The organism is Gracilinema caldarium DSM 7334 (assembly GCF_000219725.1).
GTDB lineage: Bacteria > Spirochaetota > Spirochaetia > Treponematales > Breznakiellaceae > Gracilinema > Gracilinema caldarium.
This window is the reverse complement of the sequence record NC_015732.1, coordinates 710,983-726,679: the sequence shown is the minus strand read 5'-3', so window position 1 is coordinate 726,679 and position 15,697 is coordinate 710,983. Positions and strand designations below refer to the sequence as shown.

The 15,697-nt window shown below is 47.4% G+C and carries 15 protein-coding genes; 10 read left to right on the top strand and 5 right to left on the bottom strand.

Annotation, left to right across the window (positions count from 1 at the left end; genetic code table 11):
• Positions 1–27: 27 nt before the first annotated feature.
• A complete protein-coding gene (locus SPICA_RS03335) occupies positions 28–552 on the bottom strand; it encodes a hypothetical protein (protein ID WP_013968127.1) in 525 nt (174 codons plus the stop codon).
• A 129-nt stretch (positions 553–681) separates the two neighbouring features.
• Here SPICA_RS03335 and SPICA_RS03330 point away from each other — a divergent pair, with 129 nt between their 5' ends.
• Both SPICA_RS03330 and SPICA_RS03325 read left to right on the top strand, forming a co-directional pair.
• Complete coding sequence (locus tag SPICA_RS03330) at positions 682–2,337, top strand: diphosphate--fructose-6-phosphate 1-phosphotransferase (protein WP_013968126.1); 1,656 nt, start codon at positions 682–684, stop codon at positions 2,335–2,337.
• Positions 2,338–2,441: 104 nt separating this feature from the next.
• Positions 2,442–3,614, top strand: coding sequence for a type III PLP-dependent enzyme (locus SPICA_RS03325; protein WP_013968125.1), 1,173 nt, complete (start codon positions 2,442–2,444; stop codon positions 3,612–3,614).
• Between the two features lie 200 nt (positions 3,615–3,814).
• Here SPICA_RS03325 and SPICA_RS03320 read toward each other — a convergent pair whose 3' ends face one another.
• Positions 3,815–5,536, bottom strand: a complete 1,722-nt coding sequence (locus tag SPICA_RS03320; RefSeq protein WP_013968124.1) for a glutamine--tRNA ligase/YqeY domain fusion protein — start codon at positions 5,534–5,536, stop codon at positions 3,815–3,817.
• Between the two features lie 195 nt (positions 5,537–5,731).
• Here SPICA_RS03320 and bcp point away from each other — a divergent pair, with 195 nt between their 5' ends.
• On the top strand, positions 5,732–6,196 hold the full coding sequence (gene bcp / locus SPICA_RS03315) for a thioredoxin-dependent thiol peroxidase (protein ID WP_013968123.1): 465 nt from the start codon (positions 5,732–5,734) through the stop codon (positions 6,194–6,196).
• Positions 6,197–6,321: 125 nt separating this feature from the next.
• The gene (locus SPICA_RS03310) at positions 6,322–8,220 is read left to right on the top strand and encodes a methyl-accepting chemotaxis protein (protein ID WP_013968122.1); all 1,899 of its coding nucleotides are present in this window, start codon (positions 6,322–6,324) and stop codon (positions 8,218–8,220) included.
• On the opposite strand, the gene SPICA_RS03305 is transcribed toward SPICA_RS03310, so the two are convergent.
• The 3 genes from SPICA_RS03305 to SPICA_RS14680 are packed head-to-tail and all read right to left on the bottom strand — an operon-like array spanning position 8,208 to position 9,817.
• Positions 8,208–8,534, bottom strand: coding sequence for a branched-chain amino acid transporter permease (locus SPICA_RS03305; protein WP_013968121.1), 327 nt, complete (start codon positions 8,532–8,534; stop codon positions 8,208–8,210). The two genes, SPICA_RS03310 and SPICA_RS03305, sit on opposite strands and share 13 nt — an antisense overlap.
• Before the next feature lies 1 nt (position 8,535).
• A complete protein-coding gene (locus tag SPICA_RS03300; protein ID WP_013968120.1) occupies positions 8,536–9,252 on the bottom strand; it encodes an AzlC family ABC transporter permease in 717 nt (238 codons plus the stop codon).
• Positions 9,253–9,262: 10 nt separating this feature from the next.
• On the bottom strand, positions 9,263–9,817 hold the full coding sequence (locus tag SPICA_RS14680) for a hypothetical protein (protein WP_013968119.1): 555 nt from the start codon (positions 9,815–9,817) through the stop codon (positions 9,263–9,265).
• Positions 9,818–10,523: 706 nt separating this feature from the next.
• On the opposite strand from SPICA_RS14680, the gene rsxC reads away from it, so the two are divergent.
• From rsxC to SPICA_RS03265, 6 genes are read left to right on the top strand one after another with little or no spacing between them, the layout of a single operon-like run.
• Positions 10,524–11,879, top strand: a complete 1,356-nt coding sequence (rsxC, locus tag SPICA_RS03290; RefSeq protein ID WP_013968117.1) for an electron transport complex subunit RsxC — start codon at positions 10,524–10,526, stop codon at positions 11,877–11,879.
• A gap of 11 nt (positions 11,880–11,890) precedes the next feature.
• Positions 11,891–12,886: an RnfABCDGE type electron transport complex subunit D gene (locus SPICA_RS03285; protein WP_013968116.1), complete on the top strand. Its 996-nt coding sequence runs from the start codon at positions 11,891–11,893 to the stop codon at positions 12,884–12,886.
• Positions 12,886–13,485: an RnfABCDGE type electron transport complex subunit G gene (locus tag SPICA_RS03280; protein ID WP_013968115.1), complete on the top strand. Its 600-nt coding sequence runs from the start codon at positions 12,886–12,888 to the stop codon at positions 13,483–13,485. The genes SPICA_RS03285 and SPICA_RS03280 overlap by 1 nt, the downstream gene beginning before the upstream one ends.
• Complete coding sequence (gene rsxE, locus SPICA_RS03275) at positions 13,482–14,099, top strand: electron transport complex subunit RsxE (RefSeq protein ID WP_013968114.1); 618 nt, start codon at positions 13,482–13,484, stop codon at positions 14,097–14,099. The genes SPICA_RS03280 and rsxE overlap by 4 nt, the downstream gene beginning before the upstream one ends.
• Positions 14,096–14,671, top strand: coding sequence for an electron transport complex protein RnfA (locus tag SPICA_RS03270; protein ID WP_013968113.1), 576 nt, complete (start codon positions 14,096–14,098; stop codon positions 14,669–14,671). The genes rsxE and SPICA_RS03270 overlap by 4 nt, the downstream gene beginning before the upstream one ends.
• A gap of 11 nt (positions 14,672–14,682) precedes the next feature.
• Complete coding sequence (locus tag SPICA_RS03265) at positions 14,683–15,549, top strand: RnfABCDGE type electron transport complex subunit B (RefSeq protein ID WP_013968112.1); 867 nt, start codon at positions 14,683–14,685, stop codon at positions 15,547–15,549.
• Positions 15,550–15,697 lie beyond the last annotated feature (148 nt).

Genomic DNA, 15,697 nt, shown 5'->3' with positions numbered 1-15,697 from the left:
CAATTTATTAAAATTAATCAAACAAAATTAATCAAACAAATTTCTAAACTTAAATCCTACATAATATGCAAAGCCCATAGTATCCGATTCTGGCATCATCATTCCAATTACGCCGCCACCAAGCCTAAAGGCTTTACCGAATCTATACCATAAGGAAATATCAGGTATGAACACATTTCCAGTATCTGAATCGTTTACAATCCCAAAAATTCCAAAGAAACCACCACCTACCTGAAAAGCTGTAGTAAAATTACCTAAATCAGCTTCAATAAAAGCATTTGGCCAATATACAGTAACCAATATAAACGTAAAAGCTCTCACGCCTAAGCCGCCTCTCAGAGAACCATCACCAAATTGATAATAGAGGCCTAATTCAGGAAATGGTAAAATATGTTCTTTAAAAAAATCATTAACCTCTGAATCAGTAAAAACTTCATTATCCGATAGTGCTCCTAAACCTAGTGGAACATCGATCCCCATATCAAAACGAACCTGAGAAAAAAGGGGAATACCTAACATGAGCATTACTACTACTACAACACTCCGTTTCATACAGGACCTCCTGTTTTCTAACTATAATTATAGCGCATTCTTGAAAAGATTCCACTTTTTTATGTACTATAACGTAGTCGTTGTGTATATCTGCGATGTTTGCATTCCTATTTTGTTAAGGAGTCCATTATGGAAATATCTGCGTTGCAAAAAGCCCGGTATGCTTACCGGCCGAAATTACCGGTTATTTTGACCGGACCTGTTTCTGATATTGCTATTGAATTTGGGACCCCCACCGAATCGGTGGCAGATCAGGCGGATCTGCGGGCTTTGTTCAAGCATAGTTATGGAAAACCGCTTGCCCGTTTTGTTAAGGGCAAGAATGATAAGATCACCCGGCGGCTTACGGTCGGGGTTATTCTCTCCGGCGGCCAGGCGCCTGGAGGTCATAACGTTATCGCAGGCCTCTATGACGGGCTTAAAAAGGGCAACAAGGATTCCAAACTGCTCGGCTTCCTGGGCGGTCCCAGCGGACTTATTGAAAACAAGGTGGTGGAAATCACCGATGCCTTTATGGATGAATACCGGAATACGGGCGGTTTTGACATGATCGGTTCCGGCCGGACTAAGATTGAGACCCCCGAACAGTTTGCGGCTTCTCTGGAAACCGCGAAAAAGCTGGGGCTCGATGCGGTGGTAATTATCGGCGGCGATGACTCGAACACCAATGCAGCCCTGCTGGCGGAATACTTCCTGGAAAAGGGGGAAAAGATCCAGGTAATCGGCTGCCCCAAAACGATCGACGGGGACCTGAAGAATGAGCATATCGAAACCTCCTTTGGTTTTGATACGGCTACCAAGACTTACAGCGAGCTCATCGGGAACATTGAGCGGGATGCGAACAGTGCAAAGAAGTACTGGCACTTTATTAAGCTGATGGGCCGCTCAGCCAGCCATATTGCACTGGAATGTGCCTTGCAGACCCAGCCGAATATCTGCCTGATCAGCGAAGAAGTGGAAGCCAAGAAGCTTTCCCTGGGTCAGATTGTGGACCAGATCTGCGATTCGATTGTGAAGCGGGCTGCGAACAAGGAAAACTTCGGGGTGGTATTGATTCCTGAAGGGCTGGTTGAATTTGTGCCTGAAATGAAAAAGCTTATTGCTGAGCTGAATGACCTCATGGCTCACTATGCGGATGAATTTGCAGGGCTTTCCGGCTTTGAAACCCAGGCGGCTTGGCTTGGTAAAAAGCTTTCCGCCGAATCGGCCAAGGTATTTGCCAGCCTGCCTGCAGAAATTGCCAAACAGCTCCTCATGGACCGAGATCCCCATGGTAATGTCCAGGTATCCCGTATCGAGACGGAAAAGCTCCTCATCGGTATGGTAGAACAGAGACTGGCCGAGCTGAAGAAGACTGGTAGCTATACGGGCAAGTTCAGCGCCCTGGCCCACTTCTTTGGCTATGAAGGCCGCTGTGCGTTTCCCTCTAATTTCGATGCAGACTATACCTATGCCCTGGGCTTTACCGCCTTTGTGCTGATTGCTTCCGGGCTCACGGGGTATCTTTCCAGCGTGAAAAACCTGACCGCTCCCGCTGACCAATGGGTGGCTGGCGGTGTTCCGCTTACCATGATGATGAATATGGAACAGCGCCACGGCAGCAAAAAACCGGTTATCCGGAAGGCCCTGGTGGAACTGGATGGCAAGCCCTTTAAGGCCTTTGCAGCAAAACGCGCTGAATGGGCAGTAAAAACAAGCTTCCTCTTCCCCGGTGCGATTCAGTACTACGGGCCGAGCGAAGTCTGCGATCAGCCCACAAAGACCCTCATACTTGAACATTCCTGATAATCTCGCAGGTCCTACTCGATAGGACCTGCCCCGCATCTTGACCCGGCAGTCTCTGGGGACTTCCGGGTCTCATCCCATATAATTACCACAAGGAGGGGGCTATGATAGATCGCTCCGCCTATTATGACGATGCACAGTGGGAGCGGTTTCTGACCGTTGCGGAAGGGAAAGAAACCCCCTTTATTCTTGTGGACCTGGGCATTATTCGCAGAAATTATGAGCGGCTGGCCCAGCTGTTTCCCTTTGCAAAACAGTATTATGCGGTGAAGGCAAATCCGGCGCCGGAAATTATTACCCTGCTTAAAAATCTGGGATCCAACTTTGATATTGCATCCCGTTGGGAACTGGACAAGGTGCTTTCCCTCGGGGTTACACCGGATCGCATTTCCTATGGGAACACCATAAAAAAAGCCCGGGATATCGAGTATTTTTATGAAATGGGGGTTAGGCTTTTTGCTACCGACAGCAAAACCGACCTGCATAACATCGCTAGCAAGGCCCCCGGTTCACGGGTATACGTGCGTATTCTCGTTGAGGGTTCCCAATCTGCCGATTGGCCCCTTTCCCGTAAATTTGGTTGTCATCCTGATATGGCGTACAATTTGCTCGTAGAAGCCAAACAGCTTGGGCTTGAACCCTGTGGTATATCCTTTCATGTAGGAAGTCAGCAGCGGGATATTGGCCAGTGGGATGAGGCGATTGCAAAAACCAATTACCTTTTCAGAGCCCTGGAAGAAGAAGAGGGCATTAAACTGAGCATGATTAATATGGGGGGAGGATTCCCTGCCCATTATACGGTACCAACCCATGAACTAACTACCTATGCAAGAGAAATTACCCGTTATTTGCATGAAGACTTCGGTGAAAACCTACCTGAAATTATCCTTGAGCCGGGCAGATCCATGGTCGGGGACGCGGGAATTATTGTTAGCGAGGTTGTGCTGGTTTCCCGGAAAAACAACACAGCCCTGCAGCGCTGGGTCTATACGGATGTGGGAAAGTTCAATGGACTTATCGAAACCCTGGATGAGGCGATAAAGTATCCGGTGGTTACCGCATTGCCGGCAGGACTAAAAGAAGGGGATGTGATCCTTGCAGGGCCCACCTGCGATAGTATGGATATCATATATGAAAAGTCAGGCTATCAGCTACCCTTAAGTCTTGCCCCGGGGGATAAGCTCTACTGGCTTTCTACTGGTGCCTATACATCAAGCTACGCAGCGGTGGAGTTTAACGGGTTCCCTCCAATAAAAACCTACTTTATAGAAGAATGAAACGGTCTTCTATTTTAGAAGGGGTGCGCGGGATCTCGAGGGGGCGGGAAAAAATCCCGGAAGCTGGGAGCCCCTGGATGTGAATCCTGGGGACCCCTATATGAGTTGCCCGGGAGCCCCTCGATGAGGCTCCCTCATGGGTATTCTTGTTTGGCTGGGATTCTGATGTGGCGCGCCTGAAAAGTAAACCCATTACGAGACTAACCGCTTGCTTTCTTTTCTATTTTTGCCCAGGTGTCTCGGAGTCCTACGGTTTTATTAAAGACCGGTTTTGTTCCTGCCGTGTCCGGATCCCGGACGAAATATCCAATTCGTTCAAACTGGAACTTATCCTCTGCCTTTGTCTTGGCAAGACAGGGTTCTCCGTAGGCTGTCTCGATAACCTCGAGGGAGTTGGGGTTCAGGTTATCCAGGAAAGAACCTCCCGGAGGAACTTCCATAGGCCGTTCTACTGCAAAGAGGTAATCGTAGAGCCGGACCTCAATAGGAATGGCATGCTGTACTGACACCCAATGGATCGTCCCTTTTACCTTCCGGTTGTCCTGGGCATTCCCGCCCCGGGTCTCCGGGTCATAGGTACACCGAACAGCAGTAATCTCTCCGGTACGAGGGTCCTTATCGAAACCGGTACAGGTGACAATATAGCCGTAGCGCAGGCGGACTGAATTACCCGGGAAGAGGCGGAAATACTTTGGCGGCGGCACTTCCTGGAAGTCATCCTGTTCAATCCAGAGTTCCCGGGTAAAATGGACCTTGCGGCTCCCTGCACTGGGATCCTCGGGATTATTGATTGCATCGAGTTCTTCTACCTTACCCTCGGGCCAGTTTTCAATGATCAGTTTGAGGGGCTTAAGCACTGCCATAACCCGGTTCGCCCGCTTATTCAGGTCTTCCCGCAGACAGTGTTCCAAAAGGGCTATATCAACCATACTGTCGGTCTTGGCAATACCGATACGGGACATAAAATCCCGGATTGCTTCAGGGGTGTAGCCCCGGCGTCGGAGCCCTGCCAGAGTTGGCATCCGGGGATCATCCCAGCCAGCGACCCGTTTTTCTTGTACCAATTGCAAGAGCCACCGCTTGGAAAGCACGGTCCGGGTAATGTTAAGCCGGGCAAACTCAATCTGGCGGCTCGGGAATACTTCACATTCCCGAATAAACCATTCATAGAGCGGACGATGAATCTCATATTCGAGGGAACAAAGTGAATGGGTAATACCTTCTTTGGCATCCGACAGAGGATGCTGGAAATCGTACATAGGATAGATACACCAGGCATCACCGACCCGATAGTGGGGCATACGGCGGATCCGATACATGACCGGGTCCCGCATGACCAGGTTCGGGTGGGCCATATCGATTTTTGCCCGCAGAGTTTTGGAACCGTCGGGGAATTCGCCAGAACGCATCCGGGCAAAGAGGTCCAAGTTTTCCTCTACCGAACGGTTACGGTAGGGACTGTCCTTTCCTGGAGGGGTATAGGTGATATTGTTTTTGTCAGCTACTGCGGTTCCGCGGTAGACCCGAATCTCCTCTTCCGAGAGGTCATCCACATAGGCTTTGCCTTTTTTAATAAGCTTCACCGCCAGTTCATAGAGGTATTCATAATAATCCGAGGCATAGTATTCCCGGTCTTCCCAGTCAAATCCAAGCCACTTGATATCCCGTTTAATCGCCTCTACATAGGACATGTCTTCCTTTTCAGGATTAGTATCATCAAAGCGAAGGTTGCACTGGCCGCCAAATTTTTGTGCCATGGTAAAATCCACCGTAATGGCTTTAGCATGACCGATGTGCAGCCAGCCGTTCGGTTCAGGGGGAAAACGGGTGTGTACATGGTCATAGCGGCCTGTTTTTAAGTCATCCGCTATGGCTTCGCTGATAAAATCGTTTAATTCTGCCTTTTCATTGATGGTGTCCATTGATGCTCCTTCCACACTTCAGAGGTGTGGTATGTTCATAATGATGGAGAAGGGTATAGCGGGTCAAGAGTTGCCTGCTGTGGCGGGGGTGTGCGGGGCTGTTTTTTTTGGTGGGCAACAGCGCCCTCCAGACAGCGGCATTGGTTTGTCTTGGGCTGGGATTTATTGTAATTTAAACCATAAGGAGTTATTGCCATGTTACAGATCGGAGATACAATACCTTTTTTTGAATTGCCGGATCAGCAGGGAAAGCTTGTAAAATCCTCAGGTTTTGCAGGAAAACCCCTCGTCATTTATTTTTACCCCAGGGATGATACCCCCGGCTGCACCAAAGAAGCCTGTTCTTTTCGGGATGCCTTTAAAGAGTTTTATAACCGGGGTGTTACCCTTATCGGGATCAGCGCTGACACTCCCCAATCCCACGGGAAATTTGCATCAAAATATAATCTTCCCTTTATCCTGCTTTCCGATACGGAAAAATCGGTCATAAAAGCCTTTGGAGCCTGGGGAGAGAAAAAAATGTATGGCAAAAGTTACGAGGGCATTATTCGGAGTACCTTTGTCATAAATTCGCAGGGAAAGATTGTAAAGGTGTTTCCAAAGGTGAAACCAGAGGATCATGCCAAAGAGGTCTTGGCAGTTTTAGCAACGATTTCATAACAAAGACCTAAAGAGAGTTATAGATATCGTTACATCATTACTAAAAACCCGCTAACAACTTGAAAAGGGTTAATAGGGCATTATACTTTATCCTAATTCGGTTTCCCCAAAAAAGAGGATCAAATATGAAAGTCCGTACATTAACCATCCGGGTCTTAACTGCAACACTACTAAGTATTTATCTTTCTATTCTTGCCTATTCCATCCTGATACCAATTCTGCTAGTGCAGGATCGGGCAAGCATGATGGAATTCTGGGTTAAAATGTTTTTCGTGGTCAATATTGTAGGTCCTCTAGCAACGGTTCTCGTCTTTTTTATCTATAAACCAGTTTCACATGTCTTGCTACTCAAAGAAAACCATAAAGAACCTTCCAAAAACGAGATAGTAAAAGCAGAACGCGCTTTTAAAGCGATAGAAGGATTTCTCTTTTTTATTGGGGCTTCAGCATACCTGGCAGGCAGTCTTTTAAATTTGGGATTGGACATCCTCAGGGGTAATCCTTTCGATAGGGTTTATTGGACGCACCGAATTATTCTTGCTATCAGTTTTGGGGTTATAAACGGTATTGTCACTGCACGGATGGTTAATTTAGCCTTGATCGAAGCCAAACACCAGATGAATAGTACTATGGTAGATAGTTCAAAAAAAATAAACTCCACACTCGTAAAGATTGGCCTTCCGCTCTTCTTACTGATTATAGTCATTATTATATTTGCTACCTCAGGAATTTTCTATTATTCCTATCGCTGTACCCAGGAACCGGGTTTACTGAACCAATCCACAATCATCCCTCATTTTTCTAAAGTCTTTGGGTTATTAGCCCTCATTAGCGGTGGAATACTTTTGGCTATCATGATCGAAAACCAAGCTCACATACACCACCTGCAGCGTCAAATCGATAGCCTTTCTAAGGGTACCATGGACCTGACAAAACGTGTATATATCATCAGTTTTGATGACATTGGTTACATGACTGCCAGTTTTAACCGTATTCTATCCCAGTTACAGGAAAGTTTTCGTATTCTTAAAAATTCAGAATCTACGGTACTCCAAACTGGCGGACAAACTCAACATATCATTGCAAATTCCCGATCTGAGGCTGAACATATTAAAGAATTAATAAACACGGTGGAGTCAAACGAAAAAACTGAGGAAGCAGTTATTAAAGATGTGGTATCCAGTTTTGAATCCCTGACTGATGCTATACATCGTACTATTGATAAATCTAAAGAACAGAATGACTTCATCACGCAGCTTTCCTCTGGCCTCCAAACAATGATCCAATCCTTTACCCAGATGAGTAGTCAGGCAATTTCTGCAGCTAGAAGTTTTAGGGAACTTACCAACACTATATCAGAAGGGGAAAAGGGAGTAGTAGAACTTATTGCTGCAAACCGATCCATGATCCAGGCTAATGCAAAAATTCGGGAAATGACATCCCAGATTATGAATATCTCTGCCCAATCAAATCTCCTTGCTATGAATGCGGCTATAGAAGCAGCCCACGCAGGTACAGCAGGACAAGGTTTTGCAGTTGTTGCTGATGAAGTCCGTAAACTTTCAGCAAGCTCCGCAGTTACCGCCCGAGATATTGATGAATATGTAAAACAGATACTCCAGAAAAACCAGATAGTGGACACCCTGAATGAAACAACGGCCCGTATCTTTTCCGGAATCTTGGCGGAATTGCAGAACGCATTACAGGGAATGGAACAAATCGCTCATGCAGCACAGCATGAATCTCAGGATGCAGAGAAAAACCTTCATGAAATTGCTCGGCTCATCAACTTAAGTGAAGAAATGAAAAAGGACACTGAGGATATAGAACAAACCTATCTACAGGTTAATAGACGGCTTACAAACCTTACCGACATTGTGGTACATATGGCAAAAATTAATAGTAGTATGATTGATGGGATGAACCACATCATGCATCTTTTTACAGAACTGGGTTCATCATTTACAACAACCTTTTCAGCAATAGAAACTCTGGATAAGGCCATCGAGCCCTATAAGGTGTAAAACCGGATTAACATCATATAGAGTACAGTTCCGCCTATAATAGAGAGTAATACATTATGTTTCCAAAAGTGCACTAGAGCTGTAGCAAGTCCTGCAATCACGGCAGGTCCACCGTCGGGAAATACCGTAAAGGTATAGTCTTTAAAGGATGAAAAAACAAGAATGAGCATTACTACAGGGGGGATATAGATCTGCAAATATGAAAAAAGCTGAGGCGGGTCTTTTCTTGAAAAGAATATAAAAGGGATGGCCCTGGTAAAAAAGGTAACAAGGGCCATGACAAGTACGATTAATAGTAGACGATTAGTATCCAAATCACTCCTCCCTGCTAAGATTGGATGCATCGAGCCTGGGCCGTAATAGCATTAAAAACACCACCGAAAATAAAAGCGAAACCAGAAGAAAATCTCGGGAAGAAACCAGGAACAGGGAAACAACGCAGGCAAAAAGGCCTGCAATATAGGGTTCCAGTCGGTGCATTGTTTTAATTTGTTCAACGAGCAAGACAATAAACAGAGCAGTAAGGGCAAAATCCAGGCCCTTTGTATCAAAGGGAAGCATTGAACCAATAAAACTACCTAGACTGCAACCAAGCACCCAATACAACTGATTTAAAGCGGTAATTGAAACGTAAAAAGAATCCGGATTAGTGTTCGGTGGTGGGCTTATGGTGGTAAGAAGCCCATAGGTTTCGTCGGTCAGACCAAAAATAAGGTAAACTTTGCGAAGGCCGGTATTTTTATATTTTTGCAACAAGGATAATCCATATACCGCATGTCGACCGTTGAGGAGCAACGTTAATAATCCAATATCAAAAAGGTTAGCCCCACTCGTTATAAGACCGATTGCCATAAATTGAGCAGCCCCAGCATAGACAAACAAAGCCATAATTGTTGCAAGCCACCATGGAAGGTCTGCAGAAACAAGCATCAAGCCAAAGGCTATACCCAGAGTAATATAGCCGAGTAATACAGGAACACTCGCACGCAGGGATGCAAAAAAAACAGTACGAAATTCAGTTCTGGCGGGCATACTACAGGAGCTATAAAGCTGCGAGGAAACAGATCCCTATGAGAAGATAGACCCTCAACATTTCCTGGACCCTGACCGTCTGCAATTGGGAAAGCTTACCGGCATACCACCAAAATAAGCCTATTTGGCTGTCAATGCGAAAGGTGTACTCGAGGAAGTCACCCTTATGACTTTGAGCGCCAAAAAGAAGATAGGCCAGCTCTTGTTCTATATCGATGAACATCTGCAGGGCTACGTCATATTGTCCTGATTCCATGGTGTTAACAAAACGAGGAATACGGGTTAACAGCTTTTCCTTATGCGCTTCATCAGCCTTTTCGACCCAGGTTTTGTGGATGAGCAATTCAACATTGTTTTGAAAATGGATTAAAAGCCGTTTCAACACTAATTCATCCTGAGAATCATGTAAGGCCTGTATAAAGTCATGATCGATACCGAGAAGCTTTGCAAATTGCTGTTCAGCCAGGAAGCCATTAAAACCAGGGGCTCCCACACCCGTCGCAGGAAATAATTGATCCGTTAATTCCCTGTATTCAGCGGGGATTACATCATCTATTGATATCATAGCGGAGCTCATAGGTGTACCATGCTTCTTAATTGAAAAAGTGTCAATAGTGGTGTTTCATACTTATCAACCCCCTTGCAGCAGCTTATAAAGGGGAGTAAAATTCTCAATAGCCTATAACAGAAGGAGGTTCCAATGAAATCCAGCGATCATCCAAAACGAGAAGAAAAGAAAAAGCCCCAGAAAACCTTAAAAGAAAAACGGGAAGAAAAAAAAGCTAAAAAGGAACAGAAATCTAAAGAATAAATTTATTGCACACATCTAAAAACCAGCCAGGTTGTAAGAGGCAATTCGATTTATAGAGACCAGCGTGCTCATCCTAATGCTGGTCTTCTTTATCAAAGTATATAACTATCAAGTACCATATCAATAAGCCTCTATTGACCCAAAACGACTTCCCTTATGTAAGGATATCTCTTATAAATATGATTAGGTATTTAGAGATTTCTAGGTAAATCCTACAAGTTTTACATGTAAGCTAGAGTAGATTTCTAAAAGCTGCGGTTTTAAGAGTCTCATTACTTTATTTATACTTCTATATATTTTTATCTATACTTTTATATAGATAAAAGGCGCAAACAGCTTGACGCTTTCATCAATAGGGAATATCATATCTTTACTATACAGCATCCTATCACACTTACTTTTCAAATCCGAAGGGTCCAAGTTATTCCAACTCTTGGTCCAGCAGAAGGAGGGCCTATTCATGGCCATAAAAACATTTAAGGGCGGAATACATCCGCCTGAGCGTAAAGCGGCCACTACCGGTAAGGTTATTGAACGGATTGCAGAACCAAAACAGGTAGTGATTCCCATCAATCAACATTTTGGGGCTCCCAATAAAGCCTTAGTGCAGGTGGGGGATACGGTAAAAAAGGGTCAGAAAATAGCTGATGGTGCAGCACCAGGGCCTATGACCGTTCCGGTCCATGCTTCTATAGCAGGGGTAGTAAAAAAAATTGAACCCCGAACTCAGTCCAACAATTTAGACGGCCCGTGCGTTATTATAGAAGCAAATGGCACAGATGAACGGGACTTCATGCCGCCCCTGGATGCATTTTCATGCACCAAGGAAGAGGCCCTCACCAGAATCCGCGAAGCGGGCCTTGTAGGTATGGGCGGGGCGGGCTTCCCGGTTCATGTAAAACTGAACCCGCCGCCAAACAAACCCATTGATATTGTTATTGCCAACGGCGCAGAATGCGAGCCCTATCTCACGATCGATGAAGCCACCATGATCGAATTTCCCCATCTTGTGGTGGAAGGACTTGCGATTGTCATGCACATTGTGGGGGTCAAACGGGGTGTCATCGGACTTGAAAACAACAAAGAACGAGCCCTGGGTGCCCTCGAAAAAGCCATTGCTGAACACAGCCATGGCTTGGACATTTCAGTGCAGCTTCTCAAGACCAAGTATCCCCAAGGGGGCGAAAAGATGCTCATCACCGCCATTACCGGTAAGGAAGTCCCCTCCGGAGGGCTTCCCATGGATGTCGGCGTGGTAGTGCAGAACGTAGGAACCCTAAAAGCTATTGCCGAAGCCTTTATCGAAGGGAAGCCCCTTATTGAACGGGGACTTACCATCACGGGTGGTGCCTGTAAGACTCCAAAGGACATTATTGCCCCCATCGGAACGATCCTTTCAGAAATACCCGATTCGGAAGTTGAGATTGATGAAAACAGGGTAGTAAAAACCATTTTCGGCGGTCCCATGATGGGCGTGGCGGTTCCTCATATGAACATTCCGGTCCAAAAAAACACTTCCGGTATTGTTCTCATGACCGCGGAAGAATTTGCCCGGGATACAGACGAAGAAGGTCCCTGTATCCGTTGTGGCCGCTGTATCCGGGCCTGTGCCTGCCGGCTTTCACCGGTCATCATGAATATTGCTTTGAAAACGGGTGAATTAGAACAGGCAGCGCAAATCGGCCTACTGGATTGTATTGAGTGTGGAGCCTGCACCTATGTCTGTCCAGCCCGCATTCAGCTCGTCCAGCGCTTCCGGGTAGGCAAGCAGCTGCTCAGAAATAAACGGGCAAGTCAGCCCAAAGCAAACGCCTAAGGAGAACCTGTATGATACTGGCATCCAGTCCGCATTTTAGTTCTCCCGTAACAAGCCGGCGTCTCATGGCAAATGTCCTCATTGCCCTTGCCCCGGTAACGTTATTCGGGATTTATTTATATGGATTTCCCGCTCTGCTCACCATTGTAGTTTCAGTGGCTACAGCCCTGGCCTCCGATGCAGGATTCAGACTGCTCGTCGGACAGAAACCCCGGGTCGATGACCTTTCAGCGGCAGTAACAGGACTACTCTTAGCTTTAGTACTGCCCCCCTCTACCCCCCTGTGGATGACCGCCCTGGGGGCCATTTTTGCCATCGTCGTTGCCAAGGAATTCTTTGGCGGCCTCGGCGCAAACGTCTTTAACCCTGCCCTCATCGGCCGGGCATTCCTCATTATGAGTTTCCCCGCCGCCATAACCACCTGGCATAAACCGGTGGGATTCTCATCCCCCCTCACCGATGCGGTCACCAGCGCTACACCCCTTAATATCATTAAACTGGGGGGGACCATGACCGACGTGGGCCAGAGTTTTGTCGCCTCAGGCGCAGCAGCAACGACCGACTACAACTCGGTCTTACAGACCCTCTTTATCGGTACCAGAGCCGGATGTATCGGGGAATCATCAATCCTGCTCATTCTTCTGGGGGGGCTTTTCCTGCTCCTTACGAAAACGATGGACTGGCGGGCCCCACTATCGATGGTTGTCACCGCCTTTGTTGCATCCTGGGCTCTCGGGATGGATCCGGTTTTTGGAATTCTTGCAGGGGGTCTTATGTTCGGTGCGGTCTTTATGGCTACCGATTATGTGACAGCCCCCCTTACCGCTCGGGGTAAACTGATATTCGGCTTTGGGGCCGGGCTTATCACCGTCCTTATCCGGAAATGGGGTGGCTACCCTGAAGGAACAAGCTATGGCATTCTTATCATGAATGCGGCAACACCCTTTCTGAACCGGCTCATCCAGAAAAAATATGGCTATGTAGTGCCGAAGAAGGGGGCAGTCTGATGAAAAACATGGTCAAACTCGGTTTCATTATGGCTATTTATGCGACCGTCGCCTGCGTAAGCCTGGCCTTTGTGTATACCGGTACCCAGAAGGTAATCGCCGAGCGGCAGAAGGCAGACCTGGAAACGGCATTAAAAGACCTCTTCCCTCTGGGAGATTCCTTTGAAGAAATAACTGGAACCCTTCAAAGCCCCAATACCTCGGTGGCCTTTAAAAATGAATACCTCATTAAACAGGCCGATAGCCCCATTGGGGTGGCAGTCCGAGCCGTCGGAGCAAGCTATGGCGGCCCTGTAACGGTACTTGTCGGGGTTGGTACGGATGGCAAAATTGCCGGGGTTAAGGTGCTTGAAAATAAGGACACCCCCGGATTGGGAGCCAATGCGGCCAATCCCAGTTATTTTGTAGACCGGGCTTCGGGTATTACCTTCTATGGCCAATTCAAGGGAAAATCCATCAGTGACCCCTTCGAGGTAAAAGGGGATGTTATTGCTATTACGGCTTCTACCATCACCAGCAAGGCGGTAACGACGATTGTTAAAGCCGCAGGGCAGACCGCCGGTACATGGCTGGCGACGCAAACCGGAGGATCCAAGTGAAACGCTTTATAAAAATCCTGGGGAACGGACTTATTCGTGAAAATCCCCTGCTCATGTTGATGATCGGCCTCTGCTCGGCCCTGGCGGTTACCACCGCCACGGCAAATGGTCTTGGTATGGGACTTTCCATGACCTTTGTGCTTCTCATGTCGGAAATCGTTATCAGCAGTTTCCGAAAACTCATTCCAGAATCAATCCGTATCCCGATATTCATTATCGTTATTGCGGCCTTTACCACCATTATCGACTATGTGCTCAAGGCCTATTTCCCGGACCTTTCCAAGGCCATGGGGGTCTTTATTCCGCTTATTGTCGTTAACTGTATCATCATGGGCCGGGTAGAAGGCTTTGCCTCAAAAAAACCCCTGAGAGATGCCATTCCGGACGCCCTCGGTATGGGGCTCGGCTACACCTGGGTATTAACCGGTATCTCTGCTGTCCGGGAACTTTTAGGCAACGGAACCATACTCAACATCCGGATCATGCCTGACAGTTACCAGCCGATTCTCTTCTTTGTACTTTCACCGGGAGGATTCTTCGTATTTGCCCTCTTTATCGCCTTTAACCTCTGGTTAAAATCCCGACTTAAACCCGTCCAGGAGGAACAGGCATGACCTTGTTCAAAATATTTATATCCGCCTTTCTCATAGATAATGTCATTCTGATGCGCTTCCTCGCCCTCTGTCCCTTCATCGGGATGAGCAGTGATGAGGATAAATCGGTTGGTATGGGTCTCGCCGTCATCTTTGTAACCCTGCTGGCAACCAGCGCTACCTGGCCTCTTTACCATTTTGTGCTGAAGCCTCTGGGGCTCGAGTTTCTCCAGATCCTCGTGTTTATTCTGATTATCGCCGCCCTGGTTCAGCTGGTGGAATTTTACCTGAAAAAATCCGCCCCGGCCCTCTACGCCTCCATGGGTATTTATCTGGCCCTCATTACTACAAACTGTGCCATCCTGGCAGTTACCTTTGATAACATCAGCAAGGGCTACAACTTTGCCGAGTCCCTGGTCTACGCCTTCGGAGTCGCATCGGGCTTTATGCTGTCCCTGCTGTTATTAGCGGGGGTACGAAACCGGATTAAAACCAGTCCAATTCCAGCCTTCCTTAAGGGCACACCCATTTTATTTGTGGCTGCGTCCCTCCTTTCCATGGCCTTTATGGGCTTTTCAGGTCTCGTGAAATAAGGGGAGAGAAGATGACTATTGTATTGATTACCGCCCTGTTCGCCCTGCTTTTGGCCTTTACGGTCGGACTTCTGTTGGGCTTTTTTAAAGAAGTCTTTGCAGTCGAAGTAGATCCTCTGGTAGCCCAGGTCCGGGAAGCCCTTCCCGGAGCCAACTGCGGAGCCTGCGGCTTTCCCGGTTGTGACGGCTATGCGGCCGCAGTAGCGGGCCGGACTACCGAAGTAACCCGCTGTGCCCCCGGCGGAAAATCGGTGGCAGAGGCCCTGGCCAAACTGATGGGGGTTAACGCCTCTGCGGAGGACGTGGTGGCAGTTCTTGCCTGCCAGGGCTCCAAAGAACATGCCCCCCTTAAGGGCGAATATGTGGGAGTAAAAACCTGCCGCGCGGCAAAGCTGTCCGCCGGGGGCACCAAGCTCTGCGCCTGGGGTTGTCTTGGCTACGGAGACTGCGTGGCCGTATGTCAGTTCGATGCCCTGCACATGGGCGAAGACGGACTCCCCCATGTGGATTATGATAAGTGTACCGGTTGCGGTAAATGTATCGCTGAATGTCCCCAGCAGATACTGAAGAAGGTTCCCAAGAATCGCGTAGGATCCATGGTTATCTGTTCCAACCGGAACCCCATAAAGCCCATGGTTAAGAAAACCTGTGCAGTAGGTTGTATCAAATGTGAAATTTGCGTGAAAAACTGCCCCGAAAAGTGCATTACCATGGTCAACGGGATTCCCGAAGTAGACTACAGTAAATGTACATCCTGTGGGGTCTGTGTCGAAAAGTGTCCCACCAAGGTCTTTAAGATGCTCCAGTTTGATGTAATCGTCGGTGATACCATCGGACAGAAACGGCCGGAAAAGGAAGCGGTAACTGCTGATAAATAATTATAAAGAGAATTCAAAAACATAAGTTTAAAAAGTACCCCTACTTTTGTGGTGGCACAGTTAATAATCCGGCGAATGGTTTATAAACCTCCGCCGGCTTTTTTTTGCCTGCTCTTGTTCCCGCCAGGGCTCATCGCTATACTACATT